A 25,769-nucleotide genomic window follows, 5' to 3' on the forward strand; every position below is an offset into this window, starting at 1 on the left:
TTTTTGTTGTTCTCGGCGGCACTGACCACAAGCGACACAATTTGTCATACTTTTTATTATACGCATGGCACCATAGACGGGTCAGCTTAACAACTGCAGCTCGGCGTATTCCCGATACAGTGCATCGTGTTTCAGCAATTCGTCGTGTTTACCGGTGCCGGTTATCGCACCTTCTTGCATTACAATAATGCGGTCGGCGTGCTGAACCGTGGCCAGACGGTGAGCAATCACTATTGTTGTGCGTCCGTGCATGAGTTTGTCCAGAGCTTCCTGAACGCGCCTTTCACTGGCTGCGTCTAAAGCGGATGTCGCTTCGTCCAGAAGTAACACCGGCCGATCAGCCAGAATGGCCCGGGCAATTGCAATGCGCTGACGCTGTCCGCCAGATAATCGCACGCCACGTTCGCCAAGCTCTGTTGAATAGCGGTCAGGGAGCTGATCGATAAATTCATGAGCAAAGGCGGCTTTTGCGGCGCGCCTGACATCGTCTTCAGACGCTAAGGGCGTTCCGTATCGAATGTTCTCAAGCACAGTGGTCGCAAATACTACCGGTTCCTGGGTAACAATAGCGATTTGTTGGCGTAATGATGCCAGGGTACACTCGGCGATTGACGTACCGTCTATCAGGATCTGCCCGCGTTGAGGGTGATAAAAACGCATTAGCAGGTGGAATAAAGTCGATTTTCCCGCGCCGCTGGGACCTACCAGAGCAACGGTTTCACCGGGGGCAATGGTAAATGACAAATCATGAAACAGGGCAGGAGAATCTGCATAAGCAAAATGAATGTGCTCGAAGCTCAACGACGGTGGAGACGATTTGCGAGCCGGCAACACGTGCGTCCCTTCTTTAATATCGGAATGGCTGTTAAGCAACTGAATTAATCGTTCGCTGGCGCCTACACCGCGCTGCACTTCGCCAATGACTTCGGATATTGTGGCCACACTCCCACCTGCCATGACGGCGTAGAACAGAAACGCCGACAGCTCGCCCATCGACATTGTTCCTTCGAAAACCTGTCTGGCGCCAATCCAGGCGATAACGATAATTGCGCTCAGACTTAACGCCATGATGGTACCGATCAATAAAGAACGATAATGAATACGACGCTTTGCGGTATTCATTGCTGCCTCGACGCGAGAAGAAAATGCACGAGACTCGAAAGATTCTGCAGTGTAAGCCTGCACGGTACGAATTTCGTGCAGGCTCTGGTCAACATTGGCACCAATATCTGCCACTTTGTCCTGAGACAGCCTGGCATAGTGACGGACCTGCGGCGCCAGCAGGCGTATGGGTAAAAGTACAGCGGGCACCGCCAGTAACACACATAGCGTTAGCAAAGGACTGGTGATCGCCATCAACACCAGCGCACCAGTAAACGTAATTACCGAGCGGATAGCCATAGACAAACTCATTCCGATAACGGTTTGCAGTACCGTGGTATCGCTGGTAAATCGGGATATGACTTCGCCGGTGCGGGTTGTAGAGTAAAAGTCAGGTGCCAGCGTGAGTAAATGAGCAAAGACATGCTGACGAATATCGGCACTTACGCGTTCGCCCAGCCACGTCATCAGATAGAAGCGACAGTAGGTGGCGACACTGGCCAGCAAACAGATAGCCAGCACACCGACGACAGCAGTATTCAGTGTTTCCGGGTTGTTCGCCATAAAGCCACTGTCGACAGCAAAGCGCACGCCCTGACCAAGCAACAACCATGCGCCAGCGGCAATCAACAGCGCCACGACAGCGCCTACCACCCGCATTTGGTATGGCGATAGATAACTGGTTAACCAACGTATTACCGTAGTCGTCGACACCTGTGGTTGTTTGAGTACCAAAGCCGCATGTCCTTTTGTGTAAAGCATAATAAGTTTCGTCGAAGAGTTTACGGTAAGGCGCACTGGAAAGATTGTAATTTGCGACTACAGCTCGGCCTTACGCGTTTAATCATCGGGTGTAGCAGGAAACCTTCAGAGGTAGGCGGCGCAATCTCAAATTAAATATGTTTAGGTTTGAATTTTTTCAGTGTTCATCAGCAGTCTCTAGTTTCGCTGCTGCAGAGTAGTCGCCCACCGGATTAGCAATCTAAAGATAAAAGAAAGGCTACTTTCTGACGCTGTCATCACTGTCTGGGACGGCATTTATGCGTGGAAAACTACCGTCTGATTTTTCTTCAAATTTACCCATGGCTCCTGGTTTTTCGATTGGGAGGCAAGGCTATTACTTTGAGATAACTCGAAAAGTGACAAATGTCATAAAAAAGTGATGACACTTGCTAATTACCCATCTCACCGTCCCCCGGCATACTGATTCCATCACTACGGAGAAACAGTATGCCTACAGACCATCAACCGCTCGTTACTGTTAGTAACGTGTCTAAACACTTTGGTAAAGAGCACGCCCTGAAAAATGTGTCGTTATCCATTCAGCCTAACGAAGTGGTGGCGCTTTTAGGGGAAAACGGGGCAGGAAAAACCACCACTATCGGTACGTTGTTGGGACAGCTAACGGCAGATTTCGGGCAGGTCAGGGTATTTGACCATCCTGCCGGACACTGGGCTGCCAAGCAGCAAATGGGCGTGATGCTGCAGTCTGCCGCATTGCCCGATAACGTTAAGGTTATTGAGCAACTGCGGTTATTTGCCAGCTATTACCCAAATAGCATTGTACTTGAAGATGTGCTAAATACGGCGTTGTTAACTGATCTGCAACATCGAAAGGTTCAAACTCTGTCCGGTGGACAAAAGCAGCGCTTGTTATTTGCCATGGCCATTATCGGTAATCCGCGCCTGGTAATATTGGATGAGCCGACCGTTGGCCTGGATGCCACAGCCCGACGTGAGTTCTGGCGCTGCATACGGGCATTAGCCGCTCAAGGCGCGTCAGTGTTATTGACGACCCATTATCTGGAAGAAGCTGATGCGTTGTCCGACAGAATTGTCGTGCTGTCCAAAGGGCAGGTTGTGGCCCAGGGCGTACCCGAACAGATCAAAGCAAAACTGGGGGGGAAATGCGTGCGCTTTCGCAGTAACGTCTCGCCTGAGGAAATCCGAAAACTCTTGCCAGACACCAAAGTGCAAAACCGCGGCGATTATATTGAAGTGTATTCATCTGCGCCGCAAACCCATCTGAAGGCACTTTTTACAGCCGGCATATCAACCCAGGATCTAACGGTGTCAGGTATATCGCTGGAAGATGCATTTTTACACCTCACTCAACCCACTGTTTCATCAGAAAGTACTGCAAATATTCAGGAGATAGCGTAATGAACACGTTGCAACCTTCACCGTTGTCACTCACTCAACGCTGGCATATCTTGCAGTTAGAAACCCAGACAGAGCTGACAAAAACACTGCGTACTCCGGGCTTCGTGATCCCAAGCCTCGCTTTCCCAGTGATGTTTTATGTGTTTTTTGGCCTGTTGTTTAACGCCATGGGTGGTCAACCCGGCCACGCTGCGACATACATGATGGCCACCTACGCTGTATTCGGCGCCATTGGCCCGGCATTATTTTCTTTTGGTGCGGATGTGGCCACGGATAAAGACAAAGGGATCTTAAGTCTGAAGCGAGTGAGCCCGATGCCAATAAGCAGCTATTTTGCGGCGCGTATTATTACAGCCATGTTATTCGCACTGGTTATTATACTTAGCCTGTTTGCCTTGGGAGCTGCGTTTGGCAGCGTGGTGATGACCCGCGGACAGTGGGTTTCTACACTTATTACCGTACTTATCGGTACCTTGCCTTTCTGTGCTATCGGGCTGTTCATTGGCCTGTCAGTATCGGCCAAAGCCGCACCAGCCGTAGTCAATCTGATTTACCTGCCAATGGCGTTTTTATCCGGATTGTGGGTACCGATACAGTTGTTTCCCTCAACCCTCGAACTCGCAGCCAATATCTTTCCTGCTTACCACCTGGCACAACTGGCACTGGCTATTCAGGGCAATGATTCAGGCGCGCCCTGGTATTTACATGTCGGCGCATTAGCAGCCTACACACTGGTCTTTCTGGGCCTCTCTGTTAAGCAATTTAACGCTATCGACAACCGTCATTAAAAAGGAGTAAACCATGCGATTTTCTATCATTATTATTGCGAGCTTAGCACTGATCGGCCTTTTTATTAGTATATTGCCAACACCGGAGGTTGCACCCAAGCCAGAAGCGACTGGCGATGAAAGCCGTCTGACCATACCTGATAACGGCAATTACCATCTCACCAACGTCACCGTCTTCGATGGCCAACAATGGCATGAACACGCCAGCCTGGCAGTCCAGAATGGTCGGATAGTGAGCCCTGCATCACTTTCCGATGCCACGATAGTGGACGGACAAGGTGGCTTTGTAATCCCTGGTTTGATTGATGCACATACCCACTCGTGGGGCAAAGCGTTACGACAATCATTACAGTTTGGGGTAACTACCACACTGGATATGTTTTCCGACAGCCGTTTTTTTCTGGCGAAAAAAGCACAGCGCTCTGGCCTGACTGCCACTGAGGAAGCGGACTTGTTTTCTTCCGGTATACTGGTAACCAGTGTTGGTGGTCACGGCACCGAGTACGGTATATCGATTCCTACAATAGGTTCTTCGGATCAAGCCCACGACTTTGTCGCTGCGCGTCTGGCCGAAGGTTCTGACTACATTAAAATTGTCTACGATGCTGCAGCCAGTCAAGCCGGGCATAAAGGCCGCTTTACCTCAATTGACTACGACACCCTGGCAGCTGTTGTCAGAGCAGCGCATGCCCAGGAAGCGTTGGCAGTGGTCCATGTTATGGATCTGACGTCGGCAGAGCATGCTGCCAGAGCCGGTGCAGATGGTTTGGTGCATACTTTCGGTGGTACGCCGGTGAGCGACGAACTCATTGCGCTGATGAAGTCTCAGGATATGTTCGTAATTCCCACCTTATCGATTCTGGCATCGCTTGCCGGTGAAGGGCGGGGCCAGGCATTAATAGAGGATTCTGTTTTCAGCACTCACCTGGCGGCTGATGTTAAGCATACTATTGCTAACGACATTGCCTCGGACCGGGTGGCGGAAGATTACTTTGCGATCGCTATTGAGAACACCCGCAGAATGCACGTGGCAGGTATTGCGGTATTAGCCGGAACCGATGCGCCAAACCAAGGTACGGCCCATGGAGTCAGTCTCCACGATGAGTTGGCCTTGCTGGTGGATAGCGGGCTCTCTCCCACTGACGCATTAACCGCAGCTACCTACTTACCCTATGCAACGTTTGCTATTGGCGAGCGTGGTCATTTACGCCACGGTGCCCGGGCAGACTTTATTGTACTTAACAACGATCCCAGAGAAGACATTAAACACACCCAGCACATTCGCTGGATAGTCAAAAATGGCTATCAGGCAACGGCCTATTTTGCGTCGCAAAAAGTGACGGGTGAAACGCCAAGTTCCGGATTGGTAAGCCGATTTACCCATGACCTTACGTCTCAACTGGGCGGCCAGTTTGTTGTCTCAACCGACCAGATGATGCAGGGAAATTCCACTGCTGAGATTACGCACATTTCGCAAGGCTGTGATAATAGCGGTGCTCTTGCGGTAACCGGTACGATTGGAAAGCAGTTTCCCTATCCATGGTCCGGCGTTTTCCTGATGTTCTCAGAGTCCATGGATGGTGGCTATAATCTTAGCAATTTCAAGCGTATAGTCTTTGATGTGGCAGGTACCGATGGTGAATTCAGGTTTATGGTTTTAACATCACAAACCGGGCGACCCAGTGATGTCAGCTTTGTCATAACAGGGCAGTGTAGGCAGGTGGCAATTAACCTCAGTGACATTGGTGGTGTTGATTGGGCAAGTGTCACCGGGATTGGCTGGGCAGCCGGTAAGGCCACCCCAGACTTTAACTTTACACTCGATAATATTTATTTTGAGTAAACATGATTAAACGTTTTTATGCGCTGGCCACATCGGTGCATCACCGATTGTTGCCAGCCAACAGTGACCAAGGGGTCTTACCCTATCTATGGCTGGTCTATCTGGGGATTTATTTTGTTCATTTTGCGTTTTACGACCCTCCGGCCTGGCATGTGTGGGTCTCGGCAATAGGTACGCTGTTATTCCTGGCTTGTTATTTTCGGGCCTACTGGACCACAGGTTTCCAAACGTTGTTTTACATAGCAGCCATCTGCGCGATTGGCTCCGTCTTGACCTTAGTGAATCCGGGCGCAGGAGTGTTCTTCGTATACGCCAGTGCATTTGCGGCACATGCGGGGCCTCCGAAACAGAGCCTGGCTACCATCGGCGTCATTCTGGCTTATATTGTGCTGCTAGCCTGGCTGCGAGACTTATCAGCCTACTTTTATGTTCCGGCGCTGATTTTTTCAATAATGATCGGTGGTGCAAACGTCTTTCAGCGAGAAATAGCGAAGAAGAATACCCAGTTAAAGCTTACCCAGGACGAGGTAAAGCGACTGGCGACGACCGCAGAGAGGGAACGCATTGCCCGGGACTTACACGATCTGATTGGTCACACCTTCTCTATGCTCACCATGAAAGCGCAACTGGCTCAAAAGCTGTTTGATCACGATACAGATAAAGCCCGACAAGAAATTGCTGAACTTGAACAAATCAGTCGCCGTGCCCTGACGGAAGTGCGGGAAGCGGTTACCGGTTACCGCCAGAAGGATTTGGCCACAGAATTAGCCAACGCAAAAACTCTGCTAAATTCGGTGGAAGTGGACTTTGATTACACAATTCCTGATTCAACCCTGCCTGCTAATATCGATACAACTCTCGGCTTTATTGTTCGCGAAGCCATCACTAATCTGGTGAAGCATGCGAATGCAACCCGCTGCCAGATTACACTTAACGAAGCAGATCGTATCCTGACTATGCATATTGCAGATAACGGCAGTAGTAAAGCGGGGCCTGAAGGAAATGGCTTGAAAGGCATGCGCGAACGCCTGGCTCCACTGGGTGGCAAACTCACACTGAATTCTAAGCAAGGCTTTAATATTATCCTGACGGTGCCACTATGAACAAAACCATCAACATTCTGATTGCCGAAGATCAAGGTATGCTTCTGGGGGCATTATCTGCGCTGTTAGAATTAGAGCCGGATATGCAGGTCATTGGCAAAGCCAGCAACGGCAAGCAAGCCTTGCAACTTTGCGACGAGCTCAACCCTGATATTTTGTTAACCGACATTGAAATGCCTGAAATGTCAGGCCTGGAACTAGCCCAGCAAATTCAAAACCTTTCGCTGCCTTGCAAAGTCATTATTCTGACCACTTTTGCTCGTTCTGGCTATTTGCGCCGTGCTATGGATTATGGGGTTAGAGGTTATTTGCTCAAAGATGCCCCAAGCGATGATCTGGCGAATGCAATCCGGCGGGTGATGCAGGGACGTAAAATGGTCGCTCCGGAGCTAATTGTAGACGCCTGGGAAGAAGCTGATCCGTTAAGTGATAAAGAACGCAAGGCGCTCAAGTTAGCTGCCGATGGTTATCCAACAGAGCAAATAGCAAGTGAAATGCACTTATCGCCGGGTACGGTGCGTAATTATTTGTCCAGTGCATCCAGTAAACTCAATGCCAGCAATCGCATTGAAGCAGCTCGAATTGCCCGGCAAAAGGGTTGGTTGTAACCGTCGGAAAACAACAAGACTTGCTGTGATCTGATCGTATATTGGCTCTGCCGACAACAGATTGTGTAGTGAGTTGTGTAGTGAGCAATGACAAACTCCGGAAGTCATACTCTGCATACCGCCTTTGTTGTTGATTCTGCTTGCAATCACCTGTCATTTCCGTATAATTCCGCGGCCTTTCTCCTCGCGCTCATTTTTTGTTCGCAAGCAGAAAGGTAAGTTAACGGTAACGCTACAACGAGTTTGAGGCATTTATGGTTACTATTCGTTTACAGCGTGGTGGCGCGAAAAAGCGTCCTTTTTATCAACTAGTGGTGGCTGATAGCCGTCGTGCAAGAAACGGTCGTTTCATTGAAAACGTTGGTTTCTTCAACCCTACAGCACAAGGTCAGGCAGAACGTCTGCGTGTAGATCTTGAGCGCATTGAGCACTGGGTTGGTCATGGCGCGACGCTTTCTGAGCGCGTAACTAGCTTGGTAAAAGAAGCTAAAAAAGCAGCTGCATAAGCAGCGTGCAACTGGTGGGTATAGATGAGTCAAGCGTCTGACAAAGTAGTAATTGGCAAAATTGGCGCGCCGTATGGCGTTAAAGGTTGGGTCAAAATCAACAGCTATACCGAAACACCGGAAGGTATTTTCGATTATCAGCCCTGGAATCTCAGTGATGATAACGAATACCAAATTGACCAGTGGCGACCGAACGGTAAGAACCTGGTAGCAAAGATAACAGGTGTTGACTCCAGAGATGATGCCGAGCGCATCAAGAACCTGGATATCTGTATTGATGCTGACCAGTTGCCTGATTTAGGTGACGAAGGGTATTACTGGCGTGAGCTCACCGGCATGCAGGTAGTAACTACGCAAGGTTACGACTTGGGTGTGGTGAAAGAGGTGTTTAATACAGGTGCCAATGACGTACTTCAGGTACGGGCAAATGTAAAAGACGCGTTTGGTCAGAAAGAAAGATTATTGCCGTTTGTGTTCGACGATGTCGTGCAATCGGTAGATAAAGAAGGCAAGGTCATTACAGTTGACTGGGATCCGGGGTTCTAAGTGACCGCGGAAAAATGGTTTGGCATTGTCAGCCTGTTTCCGGAAATGTTTGCACCGTTCACCCAGCAGGGCGTAACGGGGCGGGCAGTGAAATCAGGTCTGCTCAGTGTAGATACCTTTAACCCACGTGACTTTACTCATGACCGCCATCGCACCGTCGATGATCGTCCTTACGGGGGCGGCCCCGGCATGCTGATGATGGTAAAGCCTTTAACTGACGCCATAGCCGCAGCCAAACAGGTTGGCGGTGAAAACAGTAAGGTGATTTATCTGTCACCACAGGGTAAGCCCCTGGACCAGACAGGCGTACAGCGCTTGTCAGAGATTGACCGCACAATTTTAATTTGCGGACGTTATGAAGGAATCGATGAGCGCGTAATCGACGCCCATGTGGATGAAGAAGTCTCCATTGGTGATTATGTGTTAAGCGGCGGTGAGCTTCCGGCAATGGTCCTGATGGACGCGGTTGCCAGACTGGTACCTGGTGTACTGGGTCACAAAGCTTCCGCAGTTGAAGATTCTTTTACTGACGGGCTTCTGGATTGTCCGCATTATACGCGGCCGGAAGTTCTCGAGGGTCAGGCGGTTCCTGAGGTGTTATTAAGCGGTGATCACGAGAAAATCAGGCAGTGGCGACACATGCAATCGCTGGGAAGAACCTGGCAGCGTCGCCCTGAGTTATTTAACCACCTAGCTCTGACTGAGGAGCAACAGCGGTTACTTGAATTATTCAAGTCACAGTTGCGGCAAGATGACAGTTAACTAGATGAGAGGAAATGATGAGCAAAGTCAGTCAAGATATCATCAAAAAAATTGAACAAGCACAGTTAAAAACTGATGTTCCTGCGTTCGGCCCAGGTGACACAGTGAGTGTTAAAGTTCGCGTTACCGAAGGTGACAAAGAGCGTCTTCAGGCATATGAAGGTGTTGTTATCGCTAAGCGTAACCGTGGTCTTCACTCGTCTTTTACAGTTCGTAAAATCTCTAGCGGCGAAGGCGTTGAGCGTGTTTTCCAAACACACAGCCCGGCCATCTCTTCTATTGAAGTGAAACGTCGTGGTGCGGTTCGTCGTGCTAAGCTTTACTATCTTCGTGAGCGTTCAGGTAAATCTGCACGTATCAAAGAAAAGCTTAACTAAGATTACTAATACTTGCGTTATCGTTAACTTCGAAAGCCCGCTTCCAGCGGGCTTTTTTGTGTCTGCAACTTATCCGCCATCCCCTCTTTTAGAGTCTCATCTGGTTCCCCTTAATCCGGTGTACAGCGTAGTTATCGGCAGTTGACACAGTTCAGCGAGTATTGCTCGTGTAACCCGAATGGACACGCAGGTGGTCGCTGTCTGTACAAATCGCCATGCGATACGATCTTACCGACGGCTTTTACCGAATAAAGAAGGTATCTGCTTAATTATGGAAACGCGCAGGGATGTCGTCTGAATATTTTCATTTTCTGAATATACTGGGAGCTGCATTTTTTGCGGTCTCGGGAACGCTGATGGGCCATGAAAAGAATATCAATGGCTTTGGCATCGTAGTGGTTGCCTCAATGACCGCATTGGGAGGGGGAACCGTACGGGATTTATTGCTGAATACGACAATATTTTGGATTGAAAGTCCGGATTTCCTGTATGCGACGTACGGTGCGATTATCGCTACCGTAGCATTTATCCGCTATCTGCCTTCTATTTCCAATTACTATTTCTTACTGGTGGATGCGATTGGGCTTGCCATATTCAATATCGTTGGTATTGAAAAGGCGCTGATAGAGGGAACGAGTATGCTTGTTGCCATCACAATGGGAATGACAACCGGTATATTTGGTGGCCTGATGCGTGATGTGATTTGCCGGGAGATCCCGCTGGTGATGCGGGGCGATCTCTATGCTACTGCATGCTTATCCGGCGGACTGGTATATGCGGTGTTGTTTGCGGTTGATGTTTCTTATATCTGGTGTATCGTCGGCGCTATTGCCACAACAGTATTGTTACGATTAGGTGCACTGCATTGGGGGTGGCGTCCCAACCTGTTTAAAAAAGGTCGTATCCTTTAAAGCCTGTGCTGTTCACCATTGAGTACTGTCTGCGTTATGGTTCTCCCCGTAGCTTCAAGGTGCACGGCGCAGCAAGATTAGAGCAAAACCCTTACCACTGCTTAAAAGATATTCGTTTCCCGTCTATACTTTAGTAATTGTCCTCAGGAAAACCTTTGGGAATAGGTTATATCAAGGTAATATGCACTAAAGCTTGCTCCTTCAATTTGTTATTGGTAAAAAGTCAATCATGTTGTAAATTTTAATTGCTTTTGCGGTGTAAATAAATAATTACACATGTTGCCTTGTTACTTTCACCGCGTTAAAGCCAGTCAAAGATAAGAGAAATCATGATTAAGGACACCGTAAACAATGTTCATATCAGCGCAGAAGATGTGCTGGTTACGCCTGAAAGTTTAAGTCAGGAGCTGCCAGTGTCAGATAAGGCACTGGAAGCCATTTCACAAGCCAGAAAAACCATCTCGGATATCATCCATCGCCGCGATCATCGCATGCTGGTGGTATGTGGCCCCTGTTCGATTCACGACATTGATGCAGCGAAAGAGTACGCGTTGCGTTTAAAAGAGCTGCATGAATCCTGTAAAGACACCTTATTTATCGTGATGCGGGTGTACTTTGAAAAGCCGCGCACAACAACCGGTTGGAAAGGGTTAATCAACGATCCGCACATAGACGGCACGTTTGATATTGAAACTGGTTTACGTAAAGCCCGCGAGCTTCTGATTTGGCTGGCGGAGCTGGAGCTGCCGGTTGCTACCGAAGCGCTGGACCCTATCAGCCCACAATATCTTGCAGAATTGTTCAGTTGGAGCGCCATTGGAGCGCGTACGTCGGAGTCGCAGACTCACCGTGAAATGGCCAGCGGATTGTCTATGCCCGTAGGGTTCAAGAATGGCACTGACGGTAGCCTGGGGATCGCTATTAACGCGTTAAAATCAGCGGCATCAGGTCATCGTTTTATGGGCATCAATAAGCAAGGCCAGGTGAGTATCATCGCCACCAGCGGTAACCCCGATGGCCACATTATTCTGCGGGGCGGCAAACAGCCGAATTACGATTCGGTGTGTGTGTCTGAGTGCGAACTGGAACTGCAGGATGCGGGTCTTACGGCAGGACTGGTTGTAGACTGCAGCCATGCCAACTCAAGCAAAGACTATCGTCGCCAGCCATTGGTCGCGCAGAATGTAGTGAATCAAATTCTTGAAGGTAATCAGTCTATTATCGGAGTTATGCTGGAAAGCCACCTCAATTCAGGTAACCAGAATGCGGATGGCAAATCGCCTGCCGAGCTGGAATACGGCATTTCCATTACCGATGGCTGTATTGACTGGCAAACCACCGAAAATTTGATTACCCAAACCCGGGATAAGCTGATTACTGTGTTACCCTTGCGTCAAAATAAACGTTTTGATGTTGCCTGATATCAACAAGACTACAGGGAAAACAGTGCGATCATGACGGACTCGTCGCAGCGTCTGGCCGAATTACGGTCAGGCATTGATGAGCTGGATGCCCAGCTCATCGACATTTTGGCTAAACGTTCAGCTCTTACCAGCAAAGTTGGTGAAATTAAGGCCGAAACTGGTATGCCGGTTTACGTGCCAGAGCGTGAAGTCGCATTAATTGACAAACTTCGGGCTCAGGCTATTCAGGCCGGCATTTCCCCTGATCTTGCTGAAGATCTCATGCGCAGGATCATGCGCGATTCTTACCATACGCAAAACAACCGCTATCAAGGCGTTAACCCGAAAACGGGGAATGTGGTGGTTATTGGGGGGCGTGGTGCACTGGGACGTGTATTTGTCAGTCTTTTCGAGCGCAGCGATTATGACGTTGATGTCATTGAAAAAGATGACTGGCAGTCAGGCCATGCAGAGCGGGTGCTTGCGAATGCGGCGCTGGTAGTTGTGGCGGTTCCCATTACCCTCACCGAAACCGTTATTTCTCAGCTAACCGCGTTGCCGGAAGAATGCGTACTGGCCGATATCACCAGTATTAAATCTAAGCCATTGAAGGCGATGTTAGCGGCGCACTCTGGTCCCGTTGTCGGCCTCCATCCTATGTTTGGCCCCGATGCGCCAGGCATGATTAAGCAGGTGGTTGTGGTGTGCCATGGCAGGGCACCTGATGCTTATCAGTGGTTGATTGAGCAGATGCGTATATGGGGCGCGACAATTCATGAGAGTAGCGCTGAGGAACACGATCAGGCTATGGCCTACATTCAGGTTATGCGCCACTTTAATACCTTCGTTTACGGTGCGCACCTGAAAGGAGAAAACCCGGATCTCGACACTCTGACAGTATTTAGTTCGCCCATTTATCGCCTGGAACTGGCGATGGTTGGCAGGCTTTTTGCGCAGGCGCCTGAGCTCTACGCAGACATCATATTCAACAATCCAGATAACGTGGCATTGCTGAGACGTTTTCACGAACGCTTTGGCGTTGCGCTGGATATTCTGGAACGTGGAGATAAAAAAGCCTTTATCAAACAGTTTCTTGAGATCGGGGGCTGGTTTGGAGACTACGCAAAAATGTGTCTGGTTGACAGCAAGCAACTATTGCTCAAAGCAGACGATGGCCAGATGTTAAGAAAATAGACCACCGTACAATTTATTATTCCTTAATTTAGACTAAAGTGTTCTTTTATGATTGCAGGAATCCCGTAACCTGCAAATTTTAACCTTCCCTCAAGGGACGCTTTAGGACAATTAGATCATGACGCTCAAGAACCGTCTGTTGTTAGCTATTATTCCAATGGTTGCTATTTCAGTCATCATCGTCGCGGGTGTGTCATACCGTGTAGGAGTGGGTGAGTCGACAACAGCACTTGAAGCGGCAAGTCTGGATAAACTGACAATCGAAAACGTTCAGACTCGCGAAGCAATTACTGAGTATATTGATTTTATTTCCTCGCAGGTGAGTAACCTGTCGTCGTCATCGTTAATAAAAAATGCCGCAGATGCCTTTATTCCGGCTTTTACCGTTTATGAGTCACAGCGTGCCTCACTCACTACTAAGCAACAGCAAGCGCTGACTCGCTATTATTCAGAGGATTTTGCCTCGTTGTATAAAAAGCGTAATGTGCAGGCACATCGTGACCCCAGCGCGCTTCTATCGCCGCTTTCAAGTACAAGCAAACAACTGCAATACGATTTTATAGCAGGCTCTGAGTTCCCCATCGGTAATAAAGATAAACTTACGGATCTCCCGAATCAGACTGACTACGCAGTTGCACATCGTCGCTATCATGGCGAAATAAGAGACTTTCTGAACCAGTTTGGTTACTACGATATTTTTATTGCCGACATTGATACCGGGAACATTGTTTACAGCGTCTTTAAAGAGCTGGACTTTGCGACCAGCCTGAAAACAGGCCCTTATGCGGGAACCGGCATAGGTCAGGCTTTCAAGGCGGCAGCCGCGCTGAAAGATCCAAATGCAGTTGCGGCCAGCACACTGGATACTTATGTTCCCTCTTATAACGCGATGGCTGGGTTTCTGGCATCTCCCATAGAAATTAATGGTAAGCGGGAGGCGGTGCTGATTTTCCAAATGCCGCTGGACAAAATCAGCCGGATCCTTACACACAATAACGAATGGAAAGCGCGTGGTTTTGGCGATTCTGGTGAAACTTATCTGGTTTCTCCGGAGGGTTTTCTGGTGAACGAAAGTCGCTTTTTTGTTGAAGATAAAAACGGCTACTTTTCCGCGCTATCTAAAAAATATCCTGATGTTGTTGATGTCATCCGGGATGCAGACACATCGGTGGGTATTCAGCCTGTAAAAAGTGAAGCAGCACGTAAAGCACTGGCTGGTGAGTCCGGTTTTATGGAACTAAAAGATTACCGGGATATCTCGGTTTATTCATATTATGCACCCGTTGAAATAGGCGATTACACGTATGCTTTACTGGCGGAAATCGATGTCGATGAAGCACTTGAGCCGGCAAAGAAGTTAGGCCAAAAACTATTGGTTTCAACCCTCATCGAGACCTCAGTGGTTGTCATTGTCGCTGTCTTTATCGCGCTATGGCTTGCTCGCCGCCTGGTTCGTCCTTTAGAAAGGGTGGGCGATGCCTGTGCCGATCTGGCGCATGGCGATGGTAACTTAACCGTGCAACTGGAGACGTCCCGCATTCCTGAGATAAACCGGATAATCCTGCCGCTGAATCAGTTCATGGCTCAGGTTCGAGAAATTGTATCGACGGTAAAAGATAATGCAGATTCACTGGCATCTGCATCGGAAGAGTTAAGTGCTATCACGGAGCAAAGTACTAAAACCACATCGCAGCAACGTGATGAAACACACATTGCAGCAAGTGCGGTGGAGGAACTCTCTGCGTCTATTGAGGATGTAGCCCGTTCGACTGTTGATACCCGTGACAGTGGCCTGAAAGCCCTGTCCAGCTTAAAGGAAAATATGGAGCGTGCCGATCTTGCCGCTAAAAACATTAAGCTACTGGTGCATCTGATCCGGGATTCCAGTGAAGTCATTGGCTCATTAAAAGATGAAGTCAATCAAATCACGGCAGTGCTTAATGTCATCACCAGTATCGCAGATCAGACTAATTTGTTGGCGCTCAATGCAGCCATCGAAGCAGCCCGCGCCGGCGAAGCAGGCAGAGGGTTTTCGGTTGTTGCCGACGAAGTCAGAGCATTGGCTACACGTTCACAGGAAAACACCGTAGAGATCGGTAACATAGTTGGCAAGATGACAGCATCATCAGAGAAGTCAGTGGTAGCCATGGAAAAAGCCGCTACGGCGGCAGACGGTGGTATTCATCTGGTAGACCTTGTTACTACCGCTATGAACGAGCTCTCGGAGACCATTGTGCGAGTACAGGAGCTGGCGGATACGGTAGCGGCAGCAGCAGAAGAGCAGCACGTAACCTCAAGAAGTGTCAGCGAAAACGTTACCCGCATCTCAGAGATGTCGTCAGATATTGATCTTGGCGCCAGACACAGCAGCGAATCTGCGGCCGAACTGGCTAAGATTGCTGCCCAGACCAAAGATCTGGTGGCACGATTTAAGGTGTAGTTAATTCATTGACTTAGTGGCATTATCACTCTGCTATTGAAATAAAGTGATGGTGTTAATGAAGTCATTCCGTGTCCCGTTAACCAATGTATTTGCAAAAGGTGGTTATACAGCCAGGATTTCCATAAGTGGAACCACAAGGCCGGTAAACGTAATCCTGGATACCGGTAGTAGTGTGCTCGCGATCAAAGAATCCTGTTACCAGAAAGATGAAGACAAGTATTTTAGTCCCACTTCCTTGGCACAATGTGTCGAATATGGCAGTGGTGGCTGGTATGGGCCGGTTGTAAAAACCCGTGTTACAGTAGGATTGCCCGGTCACCGTGTGGTATTGGATGACGTTGAGCTCGCGATCGCCTGCGAAGCTGGCGCAAAGAGTTTTCTGCAAGCGGATGGCATATTGGGACTTGCGTTCACGCCGCTGGATCAGGCCTTCGATGTATCTGATATTCTCACAGAACAGGGAATAAGCCCCCTGAGTAGTTACCCCTATATTTTGCAGGAAAAAGCTCAGACGGTGTCAGCGTTTTCTCAGGCGTTACATCAACTTCCAAAGGCCGCTATCACGCCTTATTTTACGCAGTTAGAAGAAACTGGCGCGGTAATCGACCAGTTTGCTTTGCTGACTCACCGCTCAAGCGTATTTCAAACCGACAAGCACCGGACTGTCGATGATTTGATAAGCCATCATTTGAATCATGGGTTGTGCATATTAGGAAAGCCATTTGAACACGTTGAGCTTTATCGAGATCCAGTTTACTCAGTGCCGCTGCTGTACGACAAGTATTACAATGTAAAAGTCACAGGCGTTCGGGTAGGAGAGTTGCCGGAAATAACGGTGCCAGAGCTCGATAAAAAGCATCAGAGCAGTTATGTCAGCAATGGTATTGTGGATAGCGGGGCCTCAATGCTGGTAATGCCCTCGTCGGTATTAGACGCGGTTAAGCAAGCGCTGTCTTCTTACCATAGCGGCTTTGAGCCTTTATTGGCAGCCTACGGCAATTTTACCGGTGAGGAAGTCGGAGTACCGTTAAATACGCTCAAACTGGAGATCTGGCCGGACATTCACCTAATTCTCAAGGGGCAGGGCGGACAGCCTGTCACCTTAACGCTAAAGCCGGATACATACTGGCAAATTCATGCGCCAACACCAAACCAGGCAACTTTTAAGCTTTGCAGCCTTGACGGCTGGCCGAATCAAATGATCCTTGGACTGCCATTGCTCAACAATTACTATACGATTTTTGACCGCAAAGACGGTGAAAATGGTTGCGTACATTTTGCACACAAAGTGGATGTGCCTGGCCATATTATCAATGCAGTGGCGTTGGCCTTGCGGGAGTAATATCACTGGGGATCCTGATTCATAGCGGGATAGCATGACTTGGTTTTACCATTTCAGGCGCAATAGAGTGGGTGACTGAAAACTAACGTTAAAATTGCTGGAAACGAATTACATATGGAAAAGAAAGGAAGTTTTGTCGCCGTAGGTGTAGGAATGACGCTGGGAGCGCATATTTGCCCGTTATCCAGAAGTTACATTGAACAAGCTGACATCGTGTTCTGCAGTTTATCAGACAAATATGTAGAAGAATGGGTAATGACCATGAATAGTGAGGTCAGAAGTCTCCAGTCTTTTTACGCGGTCGGCAAAGACCGTCGGGAAACTTACAAAGAAATGGTTTCGGCGATGATGACGGAAGTTCGGGCAGGCAAAAACGTGGTGGGAGCGTTTTATGGCCACCCCGGTGTGTTTGCGCTAGCGCCGCACAAAGTGATAAGCCTTGCCCGCAGTGAAGGTTTTCAGGCGCATATGGAGCCTGGGATTTCAGCAGAAGATTGTTTATATGCCGATATGGGGCTGGATCCGGGAACACACGGGTGTATTCATTATGAGGCCAATCAGTTTCTTATGAATAAAAAGTGCCTGGACACCAGCGCACTGCTGATACTCTGGCAAGTGGGTATGGTCGGTGATCGCAAGCATGAGGAATTCGAGTCTCACCAGAAGTACCGTAAATTGCTTATGCAATCGTTACTGGCGTTTTATCCTGCAGATCACAAAGTTGCACTTTACGAGGCCGCCGTGCTTCCTATCGATGACGTGCGTATTGAGTGGTTACCCTTGAAACATCTGGGTGATGCGAAAATACACCAACACACCACAATGGTGATCCCGCCTGCAGAGGGTAAACGCAGGGATCACGATGTATTAAGAATGCTGGATAGGCTGGATGACGATTAACTCAATCATCTGTAACAGGCTATTTGGTAGTGGCTCTTTCTCAATTTCAAATGAATTACAAGTCAATGAACTTTGAGACGAAAAGAACTCGATGCTCACTTTTAACCATGGATGATGAGAAAGATTTCTGCCATTTATATACAGACAAGAAAGTGATGCGAAAAATTGGGCCTCCTGTTAGCTACGCGCAGGCGAGAAGGTTTTTTGAGCGCGCACTGGATAAGAATAAGTCGCATGAGTTAAGCCAGAAAATTTGGAAAATAGAGGAAAAGGGGAATAACACGTTTTTAGGGATTCTGATGTTGAAATGGAAACCCAATATAAAAGATGTGGCCGAAATCGGGATCATGTTAGCTCCTAAGTCGAACCAAAAAGGTATTGCGAACGAAGCAATGGGGGCGCTTACAGACTATGGCTTTATAAAATTGCATCTAAAGATGGTGATGGCCTTTTTTGATAAAACACACTACGCGACAGAGCGTCTCGTTAAGAAACTTGGTTACACGGTAATTCCACCAGATAAATCACCTGCAGTCGGTGAGGGAAAAAGCTACTGTTTCGTCACACCGGAAATGAGAAACTTTGAAAATTCGGCTGAAGCTGTTTGCAATAAGGCTAAGTATCAGAACAAATGAAAGGTTTGATTATCCAAGTCAAAGCACTCATTAGTAAGCAAAGCGATTTTATAAAGTATTAACAAAATTTTTGTACAGTGGTACTCTCGACTAGCAGTAAATAACGTAAAAAAATAAACGAGAGGGGGTAGTTATGTCCGCGGTACAGCTTTTGGAACAACTGGGAGCCGATGCGAAGCTTCGCGATAAGGCTTCTGTTATATTTCAGGAACAATTTCCTGGGGCTTCGTCAGACACCGAGCAGTCAAAAATCTGGTGTTTGTTAATGCCTGAGAAAGATGAAGAAGAAAGTGAAGATAAAAACGAGGAAGAAATTCGCCATTGAAACGTCGTGTTTTCCCGGCTCTTTTCTTTTTAATCTGCTCAGTAGCTTCTGCTGAGCAGACTTCTAATGTAGATAGCCAACTGCAAAAGGCCGATAATATCAAGTCTGTTGATCCCGCGGCACTGTCAGACATAATTGATGAGCTAGACGATTTAAAAGCCACTTTCTCTAGGCCGCAGACAGCTTATTATTTGTTTTTAAAAGGTTATAAACTAGGTATTACAGGCCAATATAGCCAAGCAGCAGAAACCTATATCAGCTCATTAGCTATTGCTGAAGATATTGAACTGCGTGTGAAAATACTTACTTCATACGTAAATTTATTGGGCGTTAACAGAGAAGCAGCAAAAGGTTATCAGGTTGCACAGCAGTTATGGTCAATACTTCCCCAAGCTTCTGATGAATCACGAAATGCGGCACTGACTCGTCTTTCAATTTTTTATAATCAAATAGAAGATTATCAGGCAGCGATAAATGCCGCCTCATCAGTCATTTCAAGCTCCGAAGATCCCCGCTCAATTTGTTATGCCTATTACACACTGGTCGAAGCAAAATATAACCTTAATCACGAACTGGAACCTGGCAAAATTGAGAGCTATTCGAAGCACTGTAAGAAAGAAGGTGAAGTGAACGTACAGGCAATTCTCAACATTTACCAAGCAAGAGTATTGCATGATGCAGGGCAGTCAGCTTCAGCAATAGAGTTACTCGGAGTGACAAAACCGCTTCTTGAGATAACCGGTTATCCATTGCTTGAAGCTTGGTATTATTCCGATGAAGCAGAAATCGCTTATGATATGAATAATTTTGATACCGCAGTTGTGGCCGCTGAAAGAGTAATTGAGAAAACCAGCAATTCCAGTCATTCGGTGCCGAGGGTTAAAGCGTTAAATGTTTTGGCAAAATATTATGAGACTAGGGATAAAGAGAAAGCGATTACGTATCTGAAAGCGCTCCATTCTGCAAAGCTCGCTAGTCTTGATGAAACCAAAGCGCGTCAACTTGCCATACAGCAAGCAAAAAACGATGCTCTTGAAAGAGAGATTCAGATAAAGCTTCTGGATAAAGAAAACTCTCTTCTAAAGACGGAGGCCGCACTCAGTGCAAAAGAGCTGGAAAACAGCCGTCTGGTCATTACCTTGCTTCTGATGTTAGGAGCACTTGTTATTGTGTGGCTATTAGTGAATCGTAAAATGCACAAAGAACTACGCCGCCAAGCCAGAACTGACAAGCTGACCGGTATCTTAAACCGCCACTATTTTACTGAGCTTGCAGAATCCAATCTGCGTTATCATGAGAAAACCAGTCAGACACTGGCGTTGGTTGTATTCGATCTCGATCTGTTTAAACGAATTAATGATTCCTACGGCCATGTGACAGGTGACTGGGCACTGGTAGAAGTGACGCAGGTGATTAAACGCGTGTGCCGGAAGCAGGATATTTTGGGCCGTATGGGCGGAGAAGAGTTTGCCATGTTGCTTCCCGGATGCACCGTTGATAAAGCGGAATCGCTGACGGAGAGTTTTCGTCATGCGGTTGAAGCGATTGATACTTCCCCAACTGGTTCTGACTTTACCATTACAGCCAGCTTTGGGGTGACGGACACCGCTCAGTGTGGCTATAAATTCGACCAACTCTATGCGTGTGCGGATGAAGCGCTCTATCGCAGCAAAAACGAGGGCCGTAATCAGGTATATTGTTACGACCCCTCATTTCAGGGAAACCCACATTCCATGGCCGCGCAGCCAGGCTAGTTCTTAGTTGGTTAACGCACTGGCAGCTGCAACCTTAGTCGGGCTAATTTCCTCGCTCGGATAACATCCCAACACCTTCACATAACGGGTAATGTCACGAAGTGAGTCCAGCGCCTTTTGCACTGGGCCATCCTGCACATTGCCTTCTACGTCGATGTAAAACATTTCTTCCCAGGGATTACCCGGAATCGGTCGCGATTCCAGTTTTGTCATGTTTATACTGTTCTCACGCAGGACTAACAACGCTTCAACCAGTGCGCCGGGCTTTTGCACGGTAGACATCACCAGAGTCGTTTTTGCCGGTACCTGCAGGGGGACAATCACAGGATCTCGGGCAACAACAATGAACCGTGAGTGGTTTTCTTTCTGGTTAGCCAGATTCGATTTGATAGCGAGTAAACCATACAGATTACCGCCTGCTTCGCTGCCGATGGCTGCAACATCATCGCGTTGTAATTCACTCACCTTCAGCATTGCTGACGATGTGCTGTCCATGGTTTTTACTTCAATACTACCCAACTCAGCCAGGAAGTGACTACACTGCGTGAATACCTGAGGGTGGGCGTACACCGTTTTGATTTTGCCGATGCTGGTATCTTTGGCGACCAGTAAGGTGTGGCGAATAGGGTGGGTGAGCTCGCCAATTATACTTAACTGTGTGTGCTGCAACTGGTCGTAAACTTCATTAATACTGCCTGAGGTAGTATTTTCAATAGGTAAAACCGCGTAGTCGGCTTCGGTATTTTCCACTTTCTGTATGATTTCGCTGAAACTCTGACAGCCAATCTCAAGCAGCTCGCCCGGGCGCCGGGAAAAATACTTCTGCGTGGCCAGATAAGAATAAGAGCCTTTGTCGCCTAAAAATGCCACTCGGTTTAACGGTAAGGCGCTGCCAGGGTTAGCACGTTCCGCCAGCATAGCCTGTTGGTTAAGCACTGAATCTTCAATAATAACGTGAAACAACTGGGTGACGTAGTGAGGATCCAGTCCGACTTTCTGTCCTTCCTTAATCAGCCTGATAAGCAGTTGCTCTTCACGTTTAATATCACGAACCGGTATGTGGTGTTTAATTTTGGTTTCGGCCACTTCGTTAGTCAGTTTTCTGCGCTCTGCAAGAAGCGACAGTAGTTCGCTGTCCAGTTCGGTAATGCGCTCTCGAATCGGCGCAAGGGCATTGTCAGACATAATCTTTAGGCTCTCCTGAATGGCAAAAAAAAACCTCCCGGGAGGGAGGTTTTTTGCTCACAAACCAGCCTCCCTACGTTAAGGACATAAACGCAAAGAAGAAAGCTGCTGAGTGAGTAATATACGTTTTCATAGGCCAGACTTTATGTCTGATAGCGGTATCTGTCAACCGATTTTTACACGTTGGTTTGGGAAAGAACGGTGTGTGCTATTTGCAAAATAAAAACGTTGTGGTAGGACGCCCTAATAACAGAGAACGTAGGCAGTGTTCTCTGTTATTACGGGGTCTGGATTAAACAGGAAGTGACTGTGCTACTACTCTCCAAGCAGCGCTGCCAGCATGGTACGCACTTCATTAGGCTCAAACGGCTTGTCACATAACGCATTTACGCCGGTCTGCTGGATGTTTGCCATGTGCGCACTGTCCGCAGATTCTGACGTCACCATGATAATCGGTATATGCGTGGTTTCCGGGTTAAAGCGAATAAATTCAGACAGCTCACGCCCGTCCATTTCCGGCATGTTGTAATCTGTCACAACTAAGTCGAAGGCTTCATCTTTAATCAGCGTAAGCGCCATGGCACCATTTTCCGCTTCTTTGATGCGTTTCAGGCCCATGCCTTCCAGTACGCGTCGTATGTGATTGCGTGCCAGCTTGCTGTCATCTACCAGCAGCACACGAACATCCTGAACATCAAACAGCTCCAGGTCTAGTTCATCGTGATTAATTAAGTCGAGACTGGCATTCAGCGCTCGGGAAAGATGCAATGGCTCGAATGGTTTTGGCAAAATGGCAGCCACACCGGCCTGCTTAAATTCTTCAAGCTTGGATAAACGATTTTCACTGGATACCAGCATAAACGGTATCGTGGCAAACTCCGGCGACTCTTTCACGTATTTTAGTAAGTCCAGCGCGGTACCGTCTTCAAAGTACATAGCGCTGACAATAAGGTCTGCACTATGTGAGCGCAGTGCCGCTTTAGCTTCTGCCACGGTGCTGACAGGATCGATCTCTTTTACTTTTTCCTTTAGCAGCAGCGTAGTTATTATTTTTCTCTGCGTATCAGAGGGTTCGATAAGCACAATGTGTAAATCGGAAATCGACAGCTTTTCCATTTTAAGACTCTTCTATTTTCAACATGATTAGGGGATAGGACCTACCCACCCGCGATTTTAACGGTAAAGCCGGCATCTTGCAGCAGGTTACGCAGCTTTTCACGATCATCAGTCTGTACCTCAATCGTGCCATCTTTCACAGCCCCACCGCAGCCACACTTCTGTTTGAGGGTTTTGCACAGCGCTTTTAACTCCGCGGGCTCCTTATCCAACCCCTTAACAATTGAGACACCTTTTCCTTTTCGGCCTTTGGTTTCACGGTGAATGCACACAATGCCGTCGTTATTCACAGAGCGGGTTGCTTTGGCTTTCGCCTGTTCAATTTTGCCGCCGTCAGTGCTGTAGACCAGATTTGAGTTTTGCATAAGTTTAAATTGTATCCTAAGGTCGCCGGAACAACTTCCGCTAGTAAAAATCTAGACTAATATACTAGAAGAAACCCATTGAAATTGACACTTCTCTGGGCACACACTACCAACTCAGCCCGAGATGGCATGTTTTGGTAATGAATTTTCATCAACCACTGTAATTGAGCGCGAACATACAGCAGTATTCGGAGAAGATGGATGGGTATTGGAACCAAGGTAAGTGATGATGGTAAGCGATTAATCATCAGGCTGGACGAGAAATTTGACTTTGGTAAAGTTCAGGACTTCCGTATGGCCTACGTGGACTTGCCGGAAGACATTAATCATATTGAAGTTGATTTGAGCGAGACTGAATACATGGACAGTTCCGCACTGGGCATGTTGTTGAATATGCAGAAATCGCTCAATGAGCGACAGTTTACTTACAGTATCACCCACTGCCGTCCACAAGTGGCCAGGATCCTGAGAATATCTCGCTTTGACAAAAAATTTGAAATCAACTGAGACACGCAATAGTGCGTATTCTTATTGTTGACGACGAGTCTCTAAATCGCTTCTTGCTTAAACACATGCTTGAGCAACAGGGATATGACGATTGCTATGAAGCTGAGAACGGCGAGCGGGCCCTCGACGTCGCCAGAGAGATTGACCCCGATCTTGTCTTGTTAGATGTCATGATGCCAGGGCTTAGCGGTTACGACGTCGCGCCGCGTTTAAAGGAAATGGCCGGTGAAGCCTATCTTCCGATAATTTTTATCACCTCACTGGAGGATCAGGAAAGTCTGGTTCGTTGTCTGGAAGTGGGGGGCGATGACTTTGCTTCCAAGCCCTTTGACAAAGTCATTCTGGCTGCAAAAATCCGTGCTCATGGACGCATTCGCACACTCAGTAAGCACATTGAGCAACAAAACCAGGAGTTGCGCTTTCACCAGGCAAATGTTGAGCATCAGCACGATATTGTCGATCACATTTTCAGTAACGCTGTGGTTAATCGTAAAGACGTCGAGCAGTATTTCGATTTCAAAGTGGCACCAGCGGAAGACTTTAATGGTGACGTTTTTCTGTGCGAAAGCAGCCCGAAAGGGGGAATGTATTTTCTTGTTGGCGACTTCACCGGACACGGGCTGGCCTCGGCGATAGGTGCATTGCCGGTTACCCGCGCGTTTCAGGCGATGGCGAGAAAAGGGCTCTCGGTGGCGGAAATGGCAATTACGCTGAATAATGCATTACTTAATTTGCTACCCACAGACATGTTCTTTGCTGCCGCTATCGTTGAAGTTTCGACCGAGGGGAACCGGTTTACTATCTGGAATGGCGGCTTACCGCCGATGCTGTTAAAAAGCGCCGATGGCAGGCTGGTGCGGCGTTTCTCTCCACGACATATGGCGCTTGGGATCCTCGAAGAAAACGAGTTTGAAAGCCATTGTGACGTCTACGAAGCTGCTGAAGGCGAACAATTGATGGTCTATTCTGACGGTATTATGGAAATCACCGACAGCCAGGGACAAATGCTTGACGAGGAAGGCGTCACCGAATGGTTTCTGGCCTCAGAAGATGTTACTGCGGCTTCTCTCTACGACAGAGCACGGCAGTATCTTGGAGGTGAAAACCCTGCCGATGATATCACCGTAGTGATTTTTACCTGCCAGTCGTTGTTAGGGCTACGTGATGAATCGCTCATCAGTCAGTTTCCCTTTACCATCAGCAGCACACTTCAGGCCCACGCGCTCAAACAGGAAAATGTAATTGAGCCGATTCTTGAAATGCTCAATAGCCAGCCTGGACTTGGCTGGATCCGCTCAGACCTGTTTACCGTCCTGACGGAGCTGATGAATAACGCGATAGAGCATGGACTTTTGAAAATTGACTCTTCCCTGAAATCGTCGCCGGAAGGGTTTGTTGACTATTACATGGCACGCGAGGCAGGTCTTGCGGAACTTGATCAGGGGCACATAACTGTTTCTGTCGAATATAAACCCCAGGCGCGAGAACTCTATATCGGTGTCGAGGATTCCGGGGATGGATTTGAGTTCGAGAACATACAAATCGATGACATTAACAACGCATTTGGCCGAGGGCTTCTGCTGTTGCGAGAACTTTGCCAGAAAGTGTGGCATGAAAATGGCGGGCGCAAAACCTGCGTAATCATGACGCTTTAAGCTGGCTTTTCTGTTTTCGCCAAGAGAATGTTATTTCACTTCCGATTGTAACCCGCTTCTTTATCTGTCTTGCTTCTGTATTACCGACCAGCATCACTTGCGAACGGTCGTCGACAGACAACGCTGGCGATATTATTCTGCTTCTTGGATGTCGGCTTTTGCTTCAGGGTAGTCAGAGGATATGATTAACCCTAATAATCGTGCAGCTAACGATTAAGGCTAATCCAAAAGCCTCCG

At 48.0% G+C, this 25,769-nt stretch carries 24 protein-coding genes; 20 read left to right on the plus strand and 4 right to left on the minus strand.

All coding sequences use genetic code 11. The annotated features are described in order from the left end of the window. Positions 1-81: 81 nt before the first annotated feature. Positions 82-1,863 carry an ABC transporter transmembrane domain-containing protein gene (locus ACLBLI_RS06520; RefSeq protein WP_414830307.1) on the minus strand — a complete coding sequence of 594 codons (1,782 nt, stop codon included), beginning with the start codon at positions 1,861-1,863 and terminating at the stop codon, positions 82-84. A gap of 468 nt (positions 1,864-2,331) precedes the next feature. Between ACLBLI_RS06520 and ACLBLI_RS06525 the strand changes: the two genes are divergently transcribed. The 18 genes from ACLBLI_RS06525 to ACLBLI_RS06610 all read left to right on the plus strand — a co-directional run bounded on the left by ACLBLI_RS06525 (position 2,332) and on the right by ACLBLI_RS06610 (position 20,704). Continuing rightward, complete coding sequence (locus ACLBLI_RS06525) at positions 2,332-3,264, plus strand: ABC transporter ATP-binding protein (protein WP_414830308.1); 933 nt, start codon at positions 2,332-2,334, stop codon at positions 3,262-3,264. Then, positions 3,264-4,052 carry an ABC transporter permease gene (locus ACLBLI_RS06530; protein ID WP_414830309.1) on the plus strand — a complete coding sequence of 263 codons (789 nt, stop codon included), beginning with the start codon at positions 3,264-3,266 and terminating at the stop codon, positions 4,050-4,052. Before ACLBLI_RS06525 ends, ACLBLI_RS06530 begins: the two co-directional genes overlap by 1 nt. 13 nt (positions 4,053-4,065) lie before the next feature. After that, the gene (locus ACLBLI_RS06535; RefSeq protein WP_414830310.1) at positions 4,066-5,895 is read left to right on the plus strand and encodes an amidohydrolase family protein; all 1,830 of its coding nucleotides are present in this window, start codon (positions 4,066-4,068) and stop codon (positions 5,893-5,895) included. 2 nt (positions 5,896-5,897) lie between these two features. Then, positions 5,898-6,998: a sensor histidine kinase gene (locus ACLBLI_RS06540; protein ID WP_414830311.1), complete on the plus strand. Its 1,101-nt coding sequence runs from the start codon at positions 5,898-5,900 to the stop codon at positions 6,996-6,998. Further along, entirely contained in the window at positions 6,995-7,606 is a 612-nt protein-coding gene (locus ACLBLI_RS06545) for a response regulator transcription factor (protein ID WP_414830312.1), read from the plus strand. The genes ACLBLI_RS06540 and ACLBLI_RS06545 overlap by 4 nt, the downstream gene beginning before the upstream one ends. A 254-nt stretch (positions 7,607-7,860) precedes the next feature. Beyond that, entirely contained in the window at positions 7,861-8,112 is a 252-nt protein-coding gene (gene rpsP / locus ACLBLI_RS06550) for a 30S ribosomal protein S16 (protein ID WP_414830313.1), read from the plus strand. A 24-nt stretch (positions 8,113-8,136) separates the two neighbouring features. Then, a complete protein-coding gene (rimM, locus tag ACLBLI_RS06555) occupies positions 8,137-8,658 on the plus strand; it encodes a ribosome maturation factor RimM (RefSeq protein WP_414830314.1) in 522 nt (173 codons plus the stop codon). Further along, positions 8,659-9,420, plus strand: coding sequence for a tRNA (guanosine(37)-N1)-methyltransferase TrmD (trmD, locus tag ACLBLI_RS06560; protein WP_414830315.1), 762 nt, complete (start codon positions 8,659-8,661; stop codon positions 9,418-9,420). It begins immediately after the preceding gene. 17 nt (positions 9,421-9,437) lie between these two features. After that, positions 9,438-9,797 carry a 50S ribosomal protein L19 gene (rplS, locus tag ACLBLI_RS06565; RefSeq protein WP_218312797.1) on the plus strand — a complete coding sequence of 120 codons (360 nt, stop codon included), beginning with the start codon at positions 9,438-9,440 and terminating at the stop codon, positions 9,795-9,797. Between the two features lie 287 nt (positions 9,798-10,084). Beyond that, the gene (locus ACLBLI_RS06570; RefSeq protein WP_414830316.1) at positions 10,085-10,708 is read left to right on the plus strand and encodes a trimeric intracellular cation channel family protein; all 624 of its coding nucleotides are present in this window, start codon (positions 10,085-10,087) and stop codon (positions 10,706-10,708) included. Positions 10,709-11,037: 329 nt separating this feature from the next. Next, on the plus strand, positions 11,038-12,129 hold the full coding sequence (locus tag ACLBLI_RS06575; RefSeq protein WP_414830317.1) for a 3-deoxy-7-phosphoheptulonate synthase: 1,092 nt from the start codon (positions 11,038-11,040) through the stop codon (positions 12,127-12,129). Between the two features lie 33 nt (positions 12,130-12,162). Continuing rightward, a complete protein-coding gene (gene tyrA, locus ACLBLI_RS06580; protein WP_414830318.1) occupies positions 12,163-13,305 on the plus strand; it encodes a bifunctional chorismate mutase/prephenate dehydrogenase in 1,143 nt (380 codons plus the stop codon). A 118-nt stretch (positions 13,306-13,423) separates the two neighbouring features. Continuing rightward, positions 13,424-15,745: a methyl-accepting chemotaxis protein gene (locus ACLBLI_RS06585; RefSeq protein ID WP_414830319.1), complete on the plus strand. Its 2,322-nt coding sequence runs from the start codon at positions 13,424-13,426 to the stop codon at positions 15,743-15,745. A 58-nt stretch (positions 15,746-15,803) separates the two neighbouring features. Further along, positions 15,804-17,090 (plus strand): pepsin-like aspartic protease, encoded by a 1,287-nt coding sequence (locus tag ACLBLI_RS06590; protein WP_414830320.1) that lies wholly within the window; start codon positions 15,804-15,806, stop codon positions 17,088-17,090. Positions 17,091-17,204: 114 nt separating this feature from the next. Further along, complete coding sequence (locus ACLBLI_RS06595) at positions 17,205-17,990, plus strand: SAM-dependent methyltransferase (RefSeq protein WP_414830321.1); 786 nt, start codon at positions 17,205-17,207, stop codon at positions 17,988-17,990. Between the two features lie 29 nt (positions 17,991-18,019). Further along, positions 18,020-18,625 (plus strand): GNAT family N-acetyltransferase, encoded by a 606-nt coding sequence (locus ACLBLI_RS06600; protein ID WP_414830322.1) that lies wholly within the window; start codon positions 18,020-18,022, stop codon positions 18,623-18,625. A gap of 133 nt (positions 18,626-18,758) precedes the next feature. Then, positions 18,759-18,950, plus strand: coding sequence for a hypothetical protein (locus ACLBLI_RS06605; protein ID WP_414830323.1), 192 nt, complete (start codon positions 18,759-18,761; stop codon positions 18,948-18,950). Continuing rightward, the gene (locus ACLBLI_RS06610; RefSeq protein WP_414830324.1) at positions 18,947-20,704 is read left to right on the plus strand and encodes a diguanylate cyclase; all 1,758 of its coding nucleotides are present in this window, start codon (positions 18,947-18,949) and stop codon (positions 20,702-20,704) included. The genes ACLBLI_RS06605 and ACLBLI_RS06610 overlap by 4 nt, the downstream gene beginning before the upstream one ends. 3 nt (positions 20,705-20,707) lie before the next feature. On the opposite strand, the gene pheA is transcribed toward ACLBLI_RS06610, so the two are convergent. The 3 genes from pheA to yciH all read right to left on the minus strand — a co-directional run bounded on the left by pheA (position 20,708) and on the right by yciH (position 23,370). Next, positions 20,708-21,889 carry a prephenate dehydratase gene (gene pheA / locus ACLBLI_RS06615; protein WP_414830325.1) on the minus strand — a complete coding sequence of 394 codons (1,182 nt, stop codon included), beginning with the start codon at positions 21,887-21,889 and terminating at the stop codon, positions 20,708-20,710. Positions 21,890-22,204: 315 nt separating this feature from the next. Continuing rightward, positions 22,205-23,005 (minus strand): response regulator, encoded by an 801-nt coding sequence (locus tag ACLBLI_RS06620; protein WP_414830326.1) that lies wholly within the window; start codon positions 23,003-23,005, stop codon positions 22,205-22,207. Positions 23,006-23,046: 41 nt separating this feature from the next. Further along, the gene (gene yciH, locus ACLBLI_RS06625; protein ID WP_414830327.1) at positions 23,047-23,370 is read right to left on the minus strand and encodes a stress response translation initiation inhibitor YciH; all 324 of its coding nucleotides are present in this window, start codon (positions 23,368-23,370) and stop codon (positions 23,047-23,049) included. Between the two features lie 201 nt (positions 23,371-23,571). Here yciH and ACLBLI_RS06630 point away from each other — a divergent pair, with 201 nt between their 5' ends. Beyond that, positions 23,572-23,877, plus strand: a complete 306-nt coding sequence (locus ACLBLI_RS06630; RefSeq protein WP_414830328.1) for an STAS domain-containing protein — start codon at positions 23,572-23,574, stop codon at positions 23,875-23,877. An 11-nt stretch (positions 23,878-23,888) separates the two neighbouring features. Continuing rightward, positions 23,889-25,532, plus strand: coding sequence for a SpoIIE family protein phosphatase (locus ACLBLI_RS06635; protein ID WP_414830329.1), 1,644 nt, complete (start codon positions 23,889-23,891; stop codon positions 25,530-25,532). Positions 25,533-25,769: the final 237 nt, after the last annotated feature.

The sequence above is a fragment of the Alteromonas sp. H39 genome (assembly GCF_047556435.1).
In the GTDB taxonomy this organism is placed as follows: domain Bacteria; phylum Pseudomonadota; class Gammaproteobacteria; order Enterobacterales; family Alteromonadaceae; genus Alteromonas.